The sequence below is a fragment of the Actinomycetospora sp. genome, from assembly GCF_036497585.1.
Lineage (GTDB): Bacteria > Actinomycetota > Actinomycetes > Mycobacteriales > Pseudonocardiaceae > Actinomycetospora.
Genome location: NZ_DASXJD010000169.1, coordinates 1 through 16,668 on the forward strand (window position 1 = coordinate 1; position 16,668 = coordinate 16,668).

Annotated in this window: 18 protein-coding genes; 15 read left to right on the forward strand and 3 right to left on the reverse strand. The window is 71.9% G+C overall.

Features of this window, described 5'->3' with window-relative positions; genetic code table 11:
- The coding region (locus tag VGH76_RS16520) for a MarR family winged helix-turn-helix transcriptional regulator (RefSeq protein WP_331557791.1) at positions 1 to 430 on the forward strand (430 nt) is incomplete at its 5' end.
- Positions 431 to 465: 35 nt separating this feature from the next.
- Here the strand turns inward: VGH76_RS16520 and VGH76_RS16525 are convergent.
- Complete coding sequence (locus VGH76_RS16525; RefSeq protein WP_331557792.1) at positions 466 to 1,152, reverse strand: TetR family transcriptional regulator; 687 nt, start codon at positions 1,150 to 1,152, stop codon at positions 466 to 468.
- Between the two features lie 88 nt (positions 1,153 to 1,240).
- Here VGH76_RS16525 and VGH76_RS16530 point away from each other — a divergent pair, with 88 nt between their 5' ends.
- Genes VGH76_RS16530 through VGH76_RS16565 form a run of 8 tightly spaced genes read left to right on the forward strand, consistent with a single transcriptional unit; the run spans position 1,241 to position 9,722 of the window.
- Positions 1,241 to 1,774 (forward strand): 2Fe-2S iron-sulfur cluster-binding protein, encoded by a 534-nt coding sequence (locus VGH76_RS16530; RefSeq protein ID WP_331557793.1) that lies wholly within the window; start codon positions 1,241 to 1,243, stop codon positions 1,772 to 1,774.
- Positions 1,771 to 2,760: a xanthine dehydrogenase family protein subunit M gene (locus VGH76_RS16535; RefSeq protein WP_331557794.1), complete on the forward strand. Its 990-nt coding sequence runs from the start codon at positions 1,771 to 1,773 to the stop codon at positions 2,758 to 2,760. Before VGH76_RS16530 ends, VGH76_RS16535 begins: the two co-directional genes overlap by 4 nt.
- The gene (locus VGH76_RS16540) at positions 2,757 to 3,875 is read left to right on the forward strand and encodes an LLM class flavin-dependent oxidoreductase (RefSeq protein WP_331557795.1); all 1,119 of its coding nucleotides are present in this window, start codon (positions 2,757 to 2,759) and stop codon (positions 3,873 to 3,875) included. Before VGH76_RS16535 ends, VGH76_RS16540 begins: the two co-directional genes overlap by 4 nt.
- A gap of 11 nt (positions 3,876 to 3,886) precedes the next feature.
- Positions 3,887 to 4,726: an alpha/beta fold hydrolase gene (locus tag VGH76_RS16545; protein ID WP_331557796.1), complete on the forward strand. Its 840-nt coding sequence runs from the start codon at positions 3,887 to 3,889 to the stop codon at positions 4,724 to 4,726.
- Between the two features lie 33 nt (positions 4,727 to 4,759).
- Positions 4,760 to 7,072: a xanthine dehydrogenase family protein molybdopterin-binding subunit gene (locus VGH76_RS16550; protein ID WP_331557797.1), complete on the forward strand. Its 2,313-nt coding sequence runs from the start codon at positions 4,760 to 4,762 to the stop codon at positions 7,070 to 7,072.
- Between the two features lie 32 nt (positions 7,073 to 7,104).
- Complete coding sequence (locus VGH76_RS16555) at positions 7,105 to 7,776, forward strand: HXXEE domain-containing protein (protein ID WP_331557798.1); 672 nt, start codon at positions 7,105 to 7,107, stop codon at positions 7,774 to 7,776.
- Between the two features lie 11 nt (positions 7,777 to 7,787).
- The gene (locus VGH76_RS16560; RefSeq protein WP_331557799.1) at positions 7,788 to 8,840 is read left to right on the forward strand and encodes an LLM class flavin-dependent oxidoreductase; all 1,053 of its coding nucleotides are present in this window, start codon (positions 7,788 to 7,790) and stop codon (positions 8,838 to 8,840) included.
- 27 nt (positions 8,841 to 8,867) lie between these two features.
- The gene (locus VGH76_RS16565; RefSeq protein ID WP_331557801.1) at positions 8,868 to 9,722 is read left to right on the forward strand and encodes an alpha/beta hydrolase; all 855 of its coding nucleotides are present in this window, start codon (positions 8,868 to 8,870) and stop codon (positions 9,720 to 9,722) included.
- A gap of 90 nt (positions 9,723 to 9,812) precedes the next feature.
- Here VGH76_RS16565 and VGH76_RS16570 read toward each other — a convergent pair whose 3' ends face one another.
- Positions 9,813 to 10,574 carry a cytochrome P450 gene (locus tag VGH76_RS16570; protein WP_331557802.1) on the reverse strand — a complete coding sequence of 254 codons (762 nt, stop codon included), beginning with the start codon at positions 10,572 to 10,574 and terminating at the stop codon, positions 9,813 to 9,815.
- A gap of 89 nt (positions 10,575 to 10,663) precedes the next feature.
- Between VGH76_RS16570 and VGH76_RS16575 the strand changes: the two genes are divergently transcribed.
- The 3 genes from VGH76_RS16575 (at position 10,664) to VGH76_RS16585 (ending at position 13,291) form a co-directional block, all read left to right on the forward strand.
- A complete protein-coding gene (locus VGH76_RS16575) occupies positions 10,664 to 10,864 on the forward strand; it encodes a hypothetical protein (protein ID WP_331557803.1) in 201 nt (66 codons plus the stop codon).
- Between the two features lie 404 nt (positions 10,865 to 11,268).
- A complete protein-coding gene (locus VGH76_RS16580; RefSeq protein WP_331557804.1) occupies positions 11,269 to 11,841 on the forward strand; it encodes a TetR/AcrR family transcriptional regulator in 573 nt (190 codons plus the stop codon).
- A 277-nt stretch (positions 11,842 to 12,118) separates the two neighbouring features.
- On the forward strand, positions 12,119 to 13,291 hold the full coding sequence (locus VGH76_RS16585; RefSeq protein WP_331557805.1) for a hypothetical protein: 1,173 nt from the start codon (positions 12,119 to 12,121) through the stop codon (positions 13,289 to 13,291).
- 99 nt (positions 13,292 to 13,390) lie between these two features.
- Here VGH76_RS16585 and VGH76_RS16590 read toward each other — a convergent pair whose 3' ends face one another.
- A complete protein-coding gene (locus VGH76_RS16590) occupies positions 13,391 to 13,963 on the reverse strand; it encodes a helix-turn-helix domain-containing protein (protein WP_331557806.1) in 573 nt (190 codons plus the stop codon).
- 37 nt (positions 13,964 to 14,000) lie between these two features.
- Between VGH76_RS16590 and VGH76_RS16595 the strand changes: the two genes are divergently transcribed.
- The 3 genes from VGH76_RS16595 to VGH76_RS16605 all read left to right on the forward strand — a co-directional run bounded on the left by VGH76_RS16595 (position 14,001) and on the right by VGH76_RS16605 (position 16,412).
- Positions 14,001 to 14,936, forward strand: a complete 936-nt coding sequence (locus tag VGH76_RS16595) for an alpha/beta hydrolase (protein WP_331557807.1) — start codon at positions 14,001 to 14,003, stop codon at positions 14,934 to 14,936.
- 459 nt (positions 14,937 to 15,395) lie between these two features.
- Complete coding sequence (locus tag VGH76_RS16600; RefSeq protein WP_331557808.1) at positions 15,396 to 15,740, forward strand: UTRA domain-containing protein; 345 nt, start codon at positions 15,396 to 15,398, stop codon at positions 15,738 to 15,740.
- A 42-nt stretch (positions 15,741 to 15,782) separates the two neighbouring features.
- Positions 15,783 to 16,412, forward strand: a complete 630-nt coding sequence (locus VGH76_RS16605; protein ID WP_331557821.1) for a LysE family translocator — start codon at positions 15,783 to 15,785, stop codon at positions 16,410 to 16,412.
- Positions 16,413 to 16,668: the final 256 nt, after the last annotated feature.

Here is a 16,668-nt window from a genome sequence, read left to right on the forward strand (position 1 = left end):
TCGTGTCGCCTGGGCGCTGCGCCGCGCCGACCTGACCCTGCAGGGCACCAAGGAACGTCCGCTGCGCGAGCTCGGTGTACCCAGCTCCCACTACTCGGTACTGGACAGTCTGCAGACCACTCCCGGCCTGACCGGCGCCGAACTGGCCCGCCTCATGGGCGTCACTCCGCAGGCGGTGGCGCTGCTGGTCGCCAAGCTGGCGGAGCGGGGCTGGGTCGAACGCCGGGCGCATCCACGCCACCGCATCGTCCAGGAACTCCACCTGACCGACGCCGGCCGGCACGAGCTGACCAGGGCCGAGCTCGTCGTCACGGACCTCGAACAGCACATCCGGGACTCCCTGGGCCCAGAGCGGTACCGCCAGCTGAAGGAACTGCTGGGCCAGGTCATCGACGATCTATCGCACTGGGAGTTCCCTGTGGCGGACTGAGCCCGCGCGCAGGACGGTGCCCGAGGTCGGCGACGTCAGACGTGACGCAGGCCCGCGAGGTGGATGTGGATGAAGCGGGCGAGCGCCTCGGCGAAGTGGATGGGCGCAGCCTGCGGGAAGCCGCGCTCCTCGGGCGAGCGGTCGAACGTCGCGGCCACCACCGGCGCCGGGTGCGCGACCTGCCACAGGCTCGCCGCCATCAGCCCGGTCGCGATCACCAACTCCCTCGACGCGCCGGGATCGAGGGCGGGAAAGGCCGCGTGCACGGCGTCGGCGACCTCGCCGGCTGCCTGCATCGCGGCGCTCTTGGACCTCCGCGCCGCCTCGATCGGGACCTCGCGCTCGAAGGTGAGCGCGGAGTGGGTGGTGAGCATCTGACAGATCAACGGCCGCTCGACCAGTGACCTCGTCAGGACCTCGACCAGCTGCTGCTCGTCGACCGGCCCGCGACCCAGGTCGGCCACCAGCCCGTCGGCCCAGGCCGACCAGTCGGACTCGGCGAGCCGCAGGAAGATCTCTTCGCGGGTCCCGAAGTACTTCAGCAGGGCCGACTTGTGCATGCCGACCTCGGCCGCGATCGCGGTGAGGGTGACGGCGGCGACCCCGTCGCGCAGAGCCAGGGCGTGCGCGGCGTCCAGGATCGCCTCGTAGCGCTGCTGCTTCTGCTCCGGCCTGCGGGCGCGCCGGAAGGCGCCCTCGCTCGTGACCGGTGCGCTACCCACCCCCTGACCTTAACTCCGGGTTCACTGTCTCCAATAGAGCAACGCCGTTCTCTTGTTAAGGGAACGGCGTTGCCCTACTGTGGGCGGCGTGGAGGACATCGAGCTGCGGGTGAACGGGGTGACCCACTGGGTCCCGCTCGATCCGCGGGTGAGCCTGCTCGACGCGCTGCGCGAGCACCTGGGTCTCACCGGTACCAAGAAGGGCTGCGACCAGGGCGCCTGCGGCGCGTGCACGGTCCTCGTGGACGGCGAACGGATCGCGGCGTGTCTGGCCCTGGCCGTGCAGTACGGCGACGGGCGGGAGATCACGACCATCGAGGGGATCGGGAGCGCGGACGACCCGCACCCGCTGCAGCGCGCGTTCGTCGAGCACGACGGTTTCCAGTGCGGCTACTGCACGTCGGGCCAGATCTGTTCGGCGATCGGGATGCTGGCGGAGCACCGCGCGGGCATGCCGAGCGCCGTCACCGCGGACGTCGCCGCCGAGCACGTCGAGCTCACCGACGCCGAGATCAAGGAACGGATGAGCGGCAACCTCTGCCGCTGCGGTGCCTACGACGGCATCCTCGCCGCCGTCCGCCAGGTCGCGTCGATCGCGGTCACCGAGGCGCCGGCGCGATGAGACCGTTCACCTACCACCGGGCCGTCGACCTGGACGATGCGGTGCGCGCCGTCGCCGGGACGGGGGCGGTGGCGCTGGGCGGCGGCACGAACCTCGTCGACCTCATGCGCCGGGACGTCGAGCACCCCGACACGCTGGTCGACCTCTCCGGCCTCGCGCTGACGCCGGTGCGCGAGCAGCCCGACGGCGGGCTGCGGATCGGCGCGTCGGTCCGCAACTCCGCTCTGGCCGCCCACTCGCTGGTACGCACGCGCTACCCGGTGCTCGCCCAGGCCCTGCTCTCCGGGGCGTCCGGCCAGCTCCGCACCATGGCCACCGTCGGCGGGAACCTGCTCCAGCGCACCCGGTGTCCCTACTTCTCCGACACCTCCGCCCCCTGCAACAAGCGCGAGCCGGGGAGCGGTTGCGGGGCGCTCGAAGGTCTCCACCGCGACGCCGCCGTCCTCGGGACCAGCGAGCACTGCATCGCGACCCACCCCTCGGACATGGCCGTCGCCCTGATCGCCCTCGACGCGGTCGTCGAGGTCCGCAGCGTGCGGCGCACCCGATACGTCCCGCTGACCGAGCTGCACCGCCTGCCCGGCGAGACCCCGCAGCACGACACCACCCTCGAGGCGGACGAGCTGATCGTCGCCGTCGACCTGCCCGCCCCGGTCACGACGTGCTCGGCCTACCGCAAGGTCCGCGACCGGGCCTCGTTCGCGTTCGCGCTGGTGTCGGTGGCCGCCGGGCTCGAGGTCCGGGACGGCACCGTGGCCGCGGCCCGGCTCGCCCTCGGCGGGGTCGCCCACAAGCCGTGGCGCGCGGTGGAGGTCGAGCGCGTGCTCACCGGCGCCCCGGCGACCGAGGAGACCTTCCGGGGGGCCGCCGAGGCCGAGCTCGCGGCCGCCGTCGGCCGACCCGACAACGCCTTCAAGATCGAGCTGGCGCGCCGCACGATCGTCGCGGCGCTGGCCGGCCTGCTCACGGAGAGAGGCACACGATGAAGGTCGAGTTCTTCAACCCGGTCGTCTACCGCGGCAGCACGGCGGGGGTCGTCGACTGGCCGCCGGCCGCGCGGCTGTTCGAGAGCGAGCGCGGGATCGAGTCGATCCAGCAGGGTCTCGAGCAGTTCGAGGCCGCCCACGAGGCGGGTTTCGACTCGCTGAACCTGGCCGAACACCACTACTCGGTCAGCCAGATGACTCCGACACCACACCTGTTCGCCGCGGCCCTGGGCGAGCGGGTGCCCGACGCGCAGATCGCGATCCTGGGCACCGACCTGCCGCTGCACAACCCGGTTGCCGTCGCCGAGCAGTACGCGACGCTGGACAACGTGCTCGGCGGGCGCCTGCGGTTCGGCCTGCTGCGCGGGACGCCGAACGAGTACGTCACCTACGGGACGAACCCGTGGGAGTCCCGGGAGCGGTTCGAGGAGGCCGTAGAGCTGGTCATCCGCTGCTTCACCGAGCCGGAGCCGTTCGGGTGGGAGGGCCGCTACTACCGCTACCGCACCATCGCGCTCTTCCCCGCACCGGTGCAACAGCCGCACCCCCGCATCACGCTCTCGGGCAACAGCCCCTCCTCGGCCCGCTTCGCCGGGCGGATGCGCTGCGACCTGGGCATCAGCTTCCGCTCCTCCGAGGCCGTCGCCGCCAGCGTGGCCGCCTACCGCGAGGCCGCCGCCGAGGCGGGATGGGAACCCACCGCGGACAACATCCTCTACCGGCAGTTCTGCTACGTCGCCGAGTCCGACGCGGAAGCCCGCCGCGACGTCGAGCAGCTCAACTGGCCGGTGGGCTCGGGGCCCTTCGCGAGCCGCAACGCCGAACTGCCCGCGGTCATCGGCCGCGTGGGCGCGGCGCTGGCCGGGGCGCCCCAGGGGGTCGCCCCCGACATGTCGAAGGCGCCGCGGCAGTTCGGCGCCCCCTTCGTCGGCGGCCCGGACACCGTGCTCGACCAGATCCGCGCGAGCGCCGAGCAGATCGGCCTCGGCCGGGTCGAGCTGGCCGTGACCGGCGCTGCCGGGACCTTGAGCCACGAGCACGTCGTGCGCTCGCTGAAGCTGATGGGCGAGACCCTCGTTCCCGCCCTGCACGCCGATCCCGTCGCGGTCGGCTGAGAGGGACGACCATGACCACCATCGAGCAGGCACCCGGAGCGGGATTCGTCGAGGGCCGCGTCGAGATCGACGGCTTCACCGTCCGCTACCACCAGGCCGGCCCCCCCGCGTCGATCGGCGAGCCGGCGGGCGATCCGCTGGTCGTCCTGCACGGCGCGGGCGGCCTGCACTTCAGCATCGCGCTGGACCTGCTGGCCCGCACCCGGCGGGTCGTCCTCGTGGAGATGCCCGGCTTCGGCGAGCAGGTCAACGAGGTGCACCGGTCGTCGGACGAGCTCGCCGAGGCCATCGCGCAGGTGGTCGAGGCCATCGGTCTCGAGCGCTACCACCTGTTGGGCCACTCGCTGGGCGGGACGATCGCGCTGCACCTCGCGTTCGCCCACCCCGACCGGCTGGCGTCCCTGGTGCTCGACGGACCGGCCGGATTCCGCGAGGGGGAGAGCGCCCCGGCGGCCACCTCGCCGCAGGAGGTGGTCCGCCGCTTCAGGGCCCAGCCCGAGCGCGCGCCGGCCTTCAGCCCGCCCGACCCGGCGCTCATGGCCCGCGTCATGCCGTTGGCCCAGCGGCTGATGATCAGCCGACCGGCGTTCGACCAGGAGCTGGCCGACCGGCTGCCCCAGTGCGCGGTGCGCACCCTGGTGCTCTTCGGCGACCGCGATGGCGTCGTCCCCCCGCAGAACGGGCGCACCTACCGGCGGCTGATGCCGAACTGCTCGTTCCAGCTGGTGCACCGGGCGGCGCACTCGGTCCAGGACGACCGGCCCGAGGCCTACGCCGAACTGGTCAGCGACTTCCTCGAGCGGGGCTGGATGTTCCTGGTGCCCGAGCAGTCCACGCTGATCAACCCCTGACTCCCCGGCAGCGACACGGAAAGGAGGCCCGCCGTGGCCCAGGCTCCCGAACGGGTCGTCCCGCCGGTCGGAGGACTGCCGGTCACCGATTCCGGACCGGCCGTCGGGCGCCCGGTCGACCGGGTCGACGGCGCCGTCAAGACTTCCGGGCGCGCCCGCTACACGGCCGACGTCTCCTGTCCCGACCTCGCCCACGCCGCCCTGGTGCACGCCACGATCCCGCGGGGTCGGATCACCGGCGTCGACGCTGCGGCCGCCCTGTCCGTCGAGGGCGTGCTGGCGGTGATCACCCACGAGAACGCACCACCGATGCCGGCGCCACCGCGGGAGAACCTGGCCAACCCGAGCACGACCGCGGGCGGCGCCCGGGTCGCCTACGTCACCACCGACCAGGTCCACTGGAACGGTCAGCCCGTCGCGGTGGTCGTCGCCGAGACCCCCGAGGCGGCCGCTGGCGCGGCCCGGCTGGTATGCGTCGAGTACGAGGCGCTGCCGGCCGCCACCGACTTCCTCGACGCTGTTCCCGGCGCGACCCCGGTCAAGGCCGGCCTGCTCGAGGTCGGCGAGGAGAGGACCGGCGACGCGCCGGCGGCCCTGGCTGCTGCGCCGGTCTCGGTCGATCACCGCTACACCACCCCGGCGCAGAACCACAACGCGATCGAGCCGCACGCCACCACCGCGGCCTGGGACGGTGACCGGCTCACCGTCCACGACACCACCCAGAACATCGACTGGGCACGCCGGTACCTGGCGGCCTGCTTCGGCATCCCGGTGGGGAACGTGCGGATGATCGCCCAGTACGTGGGCGGCGGGTTCGGCGGCAAGAGCTCGGTGTGGGCCGGCACCGTGCTCGCCGCCCTGGCCGCCCGGGTGACCGGTCGGCCGGTGCGGATGGCGCTGAGCCGCGAGTCGGTGTTCCGCACGGTCGGCGGGCGCACCCCGACCCGGCAACGGGTCGCGCTGGGCGTCGAGCGCGACGGCCGGCTCACCGCGCTGGTCCACACCGGCGTCAGCGCGGTCGGGCGGGTCGGTGGCCGGTCCGAGCAGGTGGCCGCCCAGTCGCGGTTCCTCTACGCCGCGCCGAACCTGCTGATCCGCCACGACACCACCGAGATGGACGTCCTGCCGAGCACGTTCATGCGCGCGCCGGGCGAGGCCGTGGGCATGTTCGCCCTGGAGTCCGCGGTCGACGAGCTCGCCGTCGAGCTCGGGATGGACCCGGTCGAGCTGCGGATGCGCAACCAGCCCGAGCGCAGCCCGGTCGGCGGCAAGCGCTACAGCCGGCAGAACGTGCGCGAGGTCCTCACCCGGGGCGCGGAGCGCTTCGGCTGGGCTGACCGCGACCCGGAGCCGCGCTCGATGCGCGACGGACGGTGGCTGGTCGGGTGGGGCGTGGCGGGCGCATTCCAGGTTCCCGCGCAGCTGTTCGCCGACGTGGCCGTGCAGCTGAACGCCGACGCCACCGTCGTCGTCCGCACCTCGCTGCACGAGATCGGTGTCGGCGCGGCGACCGCGACATCCCAGATCGCCGCGGACGAGCTCGGGGTGCCGGTGGAGGCCGTCACCGTCGAGCACGGCGACAGCGAGCAACCGGCGGCGCCGGGCGCCATCGGGTCGAGCCAGACGGCGAGCGTGGCCGCCGCCGTGCTGCTGGCCTGCGAGCAGCTCCGTCGCGAAGCGCTCGACCTGGCCCGGCGTGCCCCGGAGTCGCCGCTGCACGGCCGTCGCCCCGCCGAGCTGCGGCCCGCCCACGGTGGCCTGTACGCCGGCAACGTCGGCGAGTCCTGGACCGCCATCCTCACCCGCGCCGGGCGCAGCCGCCTCGAGGCGAGGACCGGGTCGGACTCGCCGCCGCGCCAGACCCTGCGCACGGTGCGCGCGATGGCGGGCCTCGTGCTCGAACAACGGCGCTGGGTGAAGGCCGCGACGGGCGCGCACTTCTGCGAGGTGCGCGTCGACCCGGACACCGGCGAGGTGCGGGTGACCCGCTGGGTGGCGGTGTTCGACGTGGGCCGGGTGATCAACGCCAAGCTCGCGACGAGCCAGTTGCGCGGCGGCATCGTCATGGGCATCGGCGCCGCCCTGGAGGAAGAGACCCTGGTCGACCCGAGGACGGGCCGGAGCATGAACGCCGGGCTGGCCGGTTATCACGTCCCGGTCCACGCCGACGTCCCCACGCTGGACGTCAGCTACCTCGGCGAGCCCGACCCGAGAACGCCGCTCGGCCTCCTCGGCGTCGGCGAGGTCGGCATCACCGGGGCACCGGCAGCGGTGGCCAACGCGGTACACCACGCCACCGGGGTCCGCGTCCGTGACCTCCCCATCACCCTCGACCGGCTCCTGTGAGCAGGGGCGGACACCAGAGATCGGAGAACGAGATGAGCGAACGGTTCCTGGACTTCTACCGGCGCGAATGGCCGCGGGTGGCCGCCGTGCAGGCCATGGCCCTGGGCGGGGCGAGCCTGCTGATCGGCCGCAAGCGCCAGAAGAACCTGCGCGCCCTGGCGGTCATGAACGCGATGACGATGTGCGCCCACCAGTACGAGGAGTACGTCGATCCGGGGTGGTTCCCGGGCATGGTCAACGTCGGGATGTTCAAGAGTGACCAGCCGCTGAACTATCCGTTCAACGCGAACTCGGCGATGTGCGCCAACATCTCCTTCCGGGCGCTGTACGTCCCCGCGATGATCTTTCCCAGGACCACGTGGCTGGGGCTTCCGCCCGTACTGCTCGGCATCGGGCAGGCCTTCGCCCACGGCATCCTGATGCCCGCCATCCTCGGCACCAAGTACAGCCCCGGCGCCCTGACCGCGGGCCTTCTCCACCTGCCCATCGGCATCAACTACCTCACCGCGGTCCGTGAGCAGGGGCCGATCAGCCGGGACGACTGGCTCAAGACCGTGGCGGTCCTGGCGGGCTTCCTGGTCCTCGGGGTGGCCGCCCCGAACGTCCTGGCGGCCGACAAGAACAGCCCCTACCACTTCGACGCCAAGCAGCTCGGCCCCTACGGGTCCGCGAAGCCTGCTGACCCCGTCGCCACCCAGCCCTGAAAGGAAATACGTTGATCGAGACCTGGGGTTTCTACTTCTTCACCAACGGCCACGTGAACAGCCCGGACGACCCGCCCTCGCCGGAGGCCGTGCAGGAGACCTACGACCGGTACATGAAATTGTGGGTGGATTGTGAGGACTACGGCTTCGATGGGCTGTCGTTCGCCGAGCACCACTTCAGCCCGATCAGTTTCTCGCCGTCCGCGCACCTGCTCGTCGCCGCGCTCGCCCCGCAGACCCACCGGATGCGCCTGACGGTCCTGGGCAGCGTCCTGCCCCTGCACGACAGCCGTCAGTGGGTGGAGGAGGTCGGCATGCTGGACTACCTGTCCGGCGGGCGGTTCGAGCCGGGCATCGCCCCGGGGGCGGGCGATCGCGAGGCGGTGATGGCCGGCCTGTCTCCCGAGCAGATCCGGCCGCGCTACTACAGCGGCGCCGAGCTGCTCGCGAAGGCGATCGCCGGCCCGACGGTGACCCAGCACGACGAGTTCTACGACCTGGAGCAGGTCCCGATCGTTCCCCGGATGCGCGAGCGGACCGGCCGCTCCACCTGGACCACGGTGATGTCGCCGAACTCCGCGGCGTGGGCCGGGACGCGCGGCTACAAGCTCTGCACCGCCTTCGTGCCCACCCCGGCCGCCGTGGCCCTGGCCGAGCGCTACCGCGAGGCCGCGTACGCCGCCGGTCACACCGTCACCCCCACCATGCTCGGGATGCGCCGGCGGGTGTTCGTCGCCGACACGGACGCCGAGGCCCAGGAGAAGTACGAGCAGGCGACGGACTACATGGGGGCGCTGCTCGGGAAGGCCTTCGAGACCCCGGACAGCAGGGCCCGGGCGATGCTGTACCAGCCCGACGACTTCGCCATCGGCTCCCCCACCACCGTCGCCGACAAGCTCGTCGAGCAGTGCCGCGCCGGCGGCTACGGCGCGATCATGGCGTTCACCGACTTCGCCGGCTTCGACCACGCCGACTTCGTCCGCTCTCACGAGCTGCTCGGCCGACAGGTCGCGCCCGTCCTGCGCTCGGCCGACGTCGCCACCCCCTCCCCCTCGGCGGCCTGACCGCCCCCCGCTCCCTCGAGGACACCCGTGACCACCACCGAGACCTTCCAGACCGTCGTCTACACCTCGAGCCCCGCATCGGAGCTCGCGCTCGACGTCTTCCGGCCCACCGCCGAGAGCCGCCACTGCGCGGTGCTGCTCTTCCACGGCGGCGGCTGGCGGGCCGGCTCCAAGGAGGCCGTGCACGCGCAGGCCGCCGCACTCGCCGGGTCGGGGTTCACCGCGCTCGCGGTGCAGTACCGGCTGCTCGACGCCGCCGCCTGGCCCGCCCCGCTCCACGACGCCACCGCCGCCCTGGACTGGACCCGGGCCCACGCCGACGACCTCGGGATCGACCCCGGGCGCGTCGTCATGCAGGGCCATTCCGCAGGCGGCCACATCGCCTTGATGACGGGCACCCTGGACGCCGACCGACGACCCGCGGCGATCGCCGCCTACTACCCCGCCATCGGGTTCCACCGGTCCGACACCCCACCGGCCCCGCCCCAGCCCGGGCAGCTGCCGAACGTCGCGGTCGACGACCTCGGCCGGCTCCCGAGCTGGATGCTCTTCGGTCCGGGCTCGGCCCAGGACGACCTCGTCGCCGCCAGCCCGCTCGACCTGGTCGACGCCTGGTTCCCGCCCACGATCATCCTGCACGGCGCCGCGGACCGGCTCTACCCCTTCCGCTCGAGCATCTCCCTGCACCAGCGGCTCACCGAGCTCGGGGTCTCCACCGACCTGCACCTCTACGCCGACCGCGACCACGCCTTCGAACGCGCTCCGTCCATGACGGCGGCCACCGCCGACGCCGTCCGGTCCTTCCTGCAGCGCACGGTCACCGACAAGGCCGAGATCGACGACGAGGCACGCCGCTACCCGTTCCCACCCGGCCGGCCCTGAGCTCGAGGAGCCCGGGCTGGTCGGTGGCCCGGGGAGCATCGGCTGACGCCCGGTCGCGCCCGGCCGTCCGGAGCGTCGGGGGCCGCCTCGTCAGAGCTGTGCGGCCATGCGCTTGACGACGTGGAGGAAGTTGCCGGGCATCAGCTCGGGCTCGCCGGCGGTGATCCGGGGCGCGCGCGTCAGCAGCTCGGCGAACAGCGCGCGGAGCTGGAAGCGGGCGAGCTGGTTGCCCAGACAGTGGTGGATCCCCCCACCGCCGAAGCTGATGTGCGGGTTGGGACGGCGGGAGAGGTCGAGCTCGTGGGGCCGCTCGATGCGAGAGCCGTCCCGGTTGGCCGAGCTGTAGAACAGGACGACCTTGTCACCCCTGGTCACGTGCACGCCCTTGTACTGCAGATCGCGGGAGGCGGTGCGCCGGAACGTCATGATCGGTGTGGCCCAGCGCACGAGCTCCTCGACCGCGTCGGGCATCCGACCGTCGAGGTCGGCCAGCAACCATTCCCGCTGGTCGGGATGCGTGGTGAGGGCGCGCAGACCGTGGCTGGTGGACTGGCGGGTGGTGTCGTTGCCCGCGATGGTGAGCAGCACGAAGAACGAGCCGATCTCGTGATCGGTGAGCCGTTCGCCGTCGACCTCGGCGCGGGCCAGCGCGGTGATCAGGTCGTCCTGCGGATCCTCGCGCCGCGCGGCGGCCAACGAGGAGGCGAGGCCGTGGAGGTAGCCCTGGGCCTCGAAGAGCCGGCCGAGGACCTCCTCCCTGGTGTTCCCCACCAGTTCCGGGTCGTTCCAGGCCGTGAGGACCTTGGATTCGTAGGCCGCCTTCTGCCGGTCGCCGTCGGGCACGCCCATCATGTCGTTGATGTTGTTGCATCGGCAGCAGCTCGGCGCACTCGGCGACGAAATCGGTGCTCCCGCCGCCCTGCTCGATCTTGGTGAGGAGGTTGTCGACGACCATCCGCGCGTTGGCCTCGATGCGGTCGCCGATGCGCCGCATCTGCCTGGGCGTGAACGCCGCCGAGATCAGCCTGCGCATCTTCGTGTGCCGGGGCGGGTCCATCTTGATGATGGACTGCCCGGCCTCGACCGCCTCGGCCGGCAGGTTCTCCATCAGGATGCTCGGTTCGGAGAGGAAGTCCTCGTGACGTCTGGTGATCTCCACCAGGTCGTCGTAGGTCGTGACCGCCCAGAACCCGTAGTCGTCGGGCACCTCGAGCAGCTGGTCCTCGAACGGCGGATGCCAGGTGGGCGTCCCGCGCCCGCGAAGCTCGGCGAACGAGCGCTCGCGCTCATCCATCGTGGCGGACCAGAACGCCTTCGAGGAGACGTCGACGGGGTCGTAGGCCCGGTCCGGGTTGCCGCTGGCGAAGCTGGTCACGCTCGCGCTCATCGATAGCTCCTCGTGGTGGCCGCACTGCCCGGTCCCCGGGTCCTGCGGGAACCCGGACACAATGTCGGTCATCCGTCTCCGGTGTCAACAGATCACCGAACGTGTCTGTGCGACAGGCAGATCGCGAGGATTGTTCACGAGGAGGACTATGATCCGAGCATGGCCGATCCCTACCGCGAGCGGGCCCAACAGCTGATGCGCGAAGCGGTCCTCGATGCGGCTGCTGCGGAGGTGGTGGCCCGCGGGTGGCGCGGTCTGCAGATGCGCTCCGTGGCCGACGCCGCCGAGGTGAGTCGGGCGACGCTGTACAAGACGTTCGGCGACAAGCACGGCCTGTCGAAGGCCCTGGTCATCTTCCACACCCAGCGGCTGCTCGACCAGGCCACCGAGGTCATGGCAGACCAGCCTCTCAGGGAGCAGTGGCGACTGGCCGCGGCCACTTGCCTCCACGCCGCCGAGGGCGACCCGCTGACCAAGGCCGTCCTGCTCAGCGACTCCAGCGACGAATTCCTCCCGCTGCTCACCAGCCGGGGCGCACCGGTGCTCGACCTCGCCCGCGACCGTTTCAGCGCGACCGTCCTCGGCGACCACCCGGGACTCGATCCCGACCGGGTCGCGACGATCGCGGAGAACGTGACCCGCCTCATCATCAGCCACCTCGTCCTGCCACGCAGGCCCACCGACCAGACCGCGGACACCATCGCGGACCTCGCCACGAGCTACCTGCAATGACGGGACCTGCGCACGCGGTTCGCCGACGCCATGCGGACCGAAGGCCGGGGCGGGGGCCACCGGCTCTGGCTGACCCCGGCGGGGGTGGTTCAGGACGCACCTACCAGCAGCGCAACGTCACCGAACGCGGTTCCACCGCCGGACACGCCCCAACCCGCCGCTGGGAGCCACAGCGGCGAGGAAGTTCGATTTCCCGCGCGGGGTTTGCCGTCCGGGCCGCGCCGTTCATCCTGTCGCCCCTGAGGCAGCTCGGCGTTGTGCGCGGTCAGGAGGACCGATGACCGACCTCGAACAGGAAGAGGGCTCGAACGCGGTCGAAGCCGGTCGCCGCACGGTGGTGGTAGGCCTGCTCGCCGACCCCGACACCCCCGCGGAGGTCGCGGCGAAGCTGGTCGAGGACCTCCCCGAGGAGCTCAGCGCGCGGGTCGACGACAGCATCACGTGGGATGTCCGGACCATGACCCACCCGGTCATCGCCTCGGTACAGGACCCCGAGGAGGTCCTCAGCGCGGTAGCCGAGCAGACGGCCAACACCGACTGGGACATCGGGATCTACCTCACCGACCTCCCGATGCAGCACGGCGACCGCCCGATCCTGGTCGATGTCGACCACGACCGTCGCATCGCCGGGCTCTCACTGCCCGGCTTCGGCCCGTTGCTGCAGCACCACGAGGTGCGCAATGCGGTCGTTCGCCTGGTCGCCGACCTCATCGGCAGCGCCGACGCCGGCCTCGACCACGGCCAGCACCACCCGAGCCTCCTCGGTCGCGTGGCGGCGAGGCTCCTGCAGCCGGTCCACCTCGTCCGGGCCGGGAAGGGCAAGCACACGAGGCGCTACGTGACCACTCCGTGGCTCGGCCGAGCCCGCCTGCTCGCCGGCATGGTGCGCACCAACCAGCCCTGGCGCCTCGTGCTCGGCATGCGCAGTGCGCTGGCCGCCGTGCTGGGGACGAGCGCCTATCTGACCATCAACTCGACGATCTGGCTGCTGTCCACCCGACTCGGGGCGGGCAAGCTCGTCCTGACCTCCCTGGTGTCGGTCGCGCTGATGGTCGCCTGGATCATCGGCGCCCACCATCTGTGGGAACACGCCCGCGACGTGGGCGAGCGTGAGGAGACGGCGCTCTACAACGCCTCCACCGTGCTCACCTTGAGCATCGGCGTACTGGTCATGTCCGCCGCGGTCTACGTGCTCACCCTGCTCGGGTCGCTGTTCTTCCTCGAGCCTTCGGTGCTCGGCTCGAGCCTGGGCCGCCCACCCACCTTCGGCGACCATCTGGCGCTCGCCTGGATGGCCACGGGCCTGGCCACCATCGCCGGCGCGCTGGGTTCCGGGCTCGACAGCGAGGACGCCGTGCGCCGCGCGGCCTACGGCTACCGAGAGCGCCAGCGCCGCGACGAGATCGGCGAGGACAGCGAGAACACGACGAACCCGTCCTCGTCGTCCTGACGCGTCCAGCCGCTCCGGGCGCTCGCGATCAGGCAGCCGTCGTCTGGCGTCGGTGGTTCCGGGCGATGTGCTCGAGAGCGGCACTCTGCACGCCGTTTGTCAGTCCGAAACAGATCGTCCCGCGACCTGGGTTGCCTGTTGCAGTCGCTCTGCCACGCTCCTGCACAGTTGGCGGGTTGTGGTGGGATCGAGGTCATGGATCACGGCGCCTTCCAGGGCGAACGTGGCCGCCGCGGCCTCCTGCGCCCGCGCCGAGGCAGGGATCTCTCCCGGTAGCTGGCGTTCGAACAGCTCCTCGACGGTCTCGTGGAACCCCGAGTGCCATTCCGCGATCGCGGTCGACAGCGCGATCCGAGCGTGGACCGTGACCACCAGGTGCCGGATGGGACGCAGCTGCTCGACGAGCCACGCGAGCTGCTCGGCCAGGGGTTCGTCCGCCTTCGTCGCGTGTTCGGTCAGCAGCGCCCGCAGGAACACCTCCGCGGCCGCCACCAGCAACTCGTCCTTGTCGCGGAAGTACCAGTAGAGGGTGTTCGTCGTGACGCCCGCAGCTCGGGCGATCCTGCTCACGGACGCCGCGTCGTAGCCCTCGACGACGAACAGCTCGGCCGCCGCCGCGAGCAGCTCCTTGCGCTTCTGCTCCTTCGGTACGGGACGACGGTTCTGCGGCACACACCCATCTTGACAGCCGCTCAAGAAGGGACCGACGATGACGGATCAGCGCGCCTTCACCCGCCGCGAGGTGCACTTCACCTCCGGCACCGACCGCTGCCACGCCTGGCTGTACCGGCCGGACATTCCCGAGCAGGGCGGCCGGCAGCCGCCGGTCATCGTGATGGCGCACGGCCTTGGAGCCATCAAGATCCTGCGACTCGACGCCTTCGCCGAGCGCTTCGCGACCGCCGGCTACGCCTGCCTCGTCTTCGACTACCGCCACTTCGGCGACAGCGAAGGACAGCCCCGCGAACTGCTCAGCATCCGACGACAGCGCGACGACTGGCGCGCCGCGGTCACCTACGCCCGCACCCTCCCCGGGGTCGACCGCCACCGGATCGTGGCATGGGGGACCTCCTTCGCCGGCGGCCACGCCATCACCACCGCCGCGGACATGCCGGACATCGCCGCGGCGATCGCCCAGTGTCCCTTCACCGACGGCCTCGCCTCCACCGGCCGAATCCCGCCCCGCGCCCTGGCCGCCCTGCTCGTGGCCGTCGCCCGCGACCAGCTCGCCCACCTGCGACACCGAGCACCGGTGCGGGTGAAGGTGGCAGCCCGACCCGGAGAGGTCGGGCTCATGTCCGCCGACGACATCGTCGAGGACACCCTGGCGCTCCTCGCGGCCTGCGGACTCACCGAGCAGGACTACCCCAACGACGTGCCGGCCCGCGTCGCACTCACCATCCCCTTCGACAGACCGGGAGGTCGGACCCGCGACGTCTCCTGCCCGATTCTGTTCTGCGTCTGCGAACACGACTCCGTCGCACCCCCGAAAGCCACCCTGCGCCACGCCGCCAGAGCACCCCGCGGCGAGGTCCGCACCTACGACGCCGGACACTTCGACATCTACACCGGCGATCTGTTCGAACATGTCATCGGCGACCAGCTCGACTTCCTCACCCGGCACGTCCCCATCGAGATGCACTGATTCCAGACGTCGTCGAGCGACTTCCGGCGCGTCGCAGGAGCCCAGCACCACTGCCTCGGCGCGACTTCGCGCCGCGGCACCGGCCCACTCACTGGGACTCGTGCGCCATCGCAGTCGAACGGTCGAGCAGGCCGACGCCCTCAGTCGGTGGTGGCCGCCCCGAGGGTCGGCCCCCGCCCTGCGGATGGCCTCGCTCGAGGGCACCGCCACCCGGATCAGCACGTAGGTCTCACCGGACAGGACGGTGGCGTCGAGCACGCACGGGTCCCCGGTGCAGGCGCTCATCGCGGTGCAACTGCGCCCGCTCTCCTGCAGCGCGGCCAGGATCGCCCGGTCGACCGCGGTGATCTCCTCGCCGAGCAGGAAGCGGGAGAACGGGCTCGCCCTCACCGCCCGTCTCGGGCTGGCCCGGCCCACGGCCCGGCAGGCCATCCAGGAGTGGTCCGGAAGGGTCTCCTGGTGCGCGAGCGCGGCGTCGGGACCCAGGTCGTCGGGGCGCCGGTCCGGCGCGACATCATGACCAACTACCTGCCCGACCGCTTCACCATCACCGACGAGGACCTCGTCGAGCGCGGGCTCTACGCCACCCTCCGGGCCCAGGGCGTGGCCTTCGCCATCGCCCACCAGACCATCGGTGCCCGGCTGCTGACCACCGAGGAGGCCGAGCTCCTCGGCGAGACCGAGCCCGCGGCCTGCGTGACCATGGAGCGGGTGGTCTACGACGACACCGGGCGCCTGGTCGAGCTCGGCCGCCACCTCTACCGCGCGTCGCAGTACTCGGTGCAGACCTCGCTCGTGATCTGACGCGAAGTCCCTGCCGATGTCACCGTGGACGGCGTGCACACCCTGACCCCGACCGCGTACGGCACCTTCGCCGTGTTCGCCCTGCTGCTGGCGCTCGCGCCCGGCCCCGACTTCGCGGTGGTGGTGAAGAACGCGCTCGTCGGTGGGCGTCGGGCGGGCTTCTGGACCGGTGTCGGCATCACGGCCAGCAACGTGGTGCAGGGCACCGCGGCCGCGGTCGGCGTCGGTGCGCTGATCGTGGCCTCCCAGCCGGTGTTCGAGGGGATCCGGTGGGCAGGCGTCGCGTACCTCTGCTGGCTGGCGGTGCACGCGTTGCACTCGGCGTGGCGCGGGCCGGAGGACGCCCCGGGTGACGCACCGGCGCCGTCGGGACGGGCCCGCGCGGTCGTGCGGCTGCGGCAGGGCTTCCTGTCGAACATCACCAACCCGAAGGTGCTGGTCTTCTACCTGTCGGTGCTGCCGCAGTTCCTCCACCCCGGGTCGGCGGTCACCGACGCGCTCGCCCTGGCCTACACGCACGCCGTCCTGGGCCTGATCTGGCTCACGGTCCTGGTCGTCGCCCTGCACAGCGTCCGGGGATGGCTGGCCCGTCGGCGCGTGCGCCGCAGCCTCGATGCCGTCACCGGCGCGGTACTGCTGGGCTTGGCGGGCAAGCTCGCCGCCGAGGCGTGACGAGGGGTCTCAGGGTGCGCTGACGTTGAGCGGCTGGGTGTGGCGCCGCAGCGCGACCACCGTGACCCCGGCGACGACGAGGGTGGCGACGGCGAGCACGGCCAGGGCGGGCTGGAGGCCGCCGACGCCGGCACCGATGGCACGATGATCAGCGGGCCGAGGAACTCGCCGATGAACAGCGTCCCGGTCCACGGCCCGGGTGGGACGGCATGGCCGAGTTCGTCGCCGGCAGCCTCGGCCGCTCCGCCGGCACCCA

Bases quoted from the DNA above. Each gene is read 5' to 3' on its own strand.
- VGH76_RS16535 (WP_331557794.1), top strand. From the start codon at position 1,771: ATGAGACCGTTCACCTACCACCGGGCCGTCGACCTGGACGATGCGGTG.
- VGH76_RS16540 (WP_331557795.1), top strand. From the start codon at position 2,757: ATGAAGGTCGAGTTCTTCAACCCGGTCGTCTACCGCGGCAGCACGGCG.
- VGH76_RS16545 (WP_331557796.1), top strand. From the start codon at position 3,887: ATGACCACCATCGAGCAGGCACCCGGAGCGGGATTCGTCGAGGGCCGC.
- VGH76_RS16555 (WP_331557798.1), top strand. From the start codon at position 7,105: ATGAGCGAACGGTTCCTGGACTTCTACCGGCGCGAATGGCCGCGGGTG.
- VGH76_RS16570 (WP_331557802.1), bottom strand. From the start codon at position 10,574: ATGATGGGCGTGCCCGACGGCGACCGGCAGAAGGCGGCCTACGAATCC.
- VGH76_RS16580 (WP_331557804.1), top strand. From the start codon at position 11,269: ATGGCCGATCCCTACCGCGAGCGGGCCCAACAGCTGATGCGCGAAGCG.
- VGH76_RS16585 (WP_331557805.1), top strand. From the start codon at position 12,119: ATGACCGACCTCGAACAGGAAGAGGGCTCGAACGCGGTCGAAGCCGGT.
- VGH76_RS16595 (WP_331557807.1), top strand. From the start codon at position 14,001: ATGACGGATCAGCGCGCCTTCACCCGCCGCGAGGTGCACTTCACCTCC.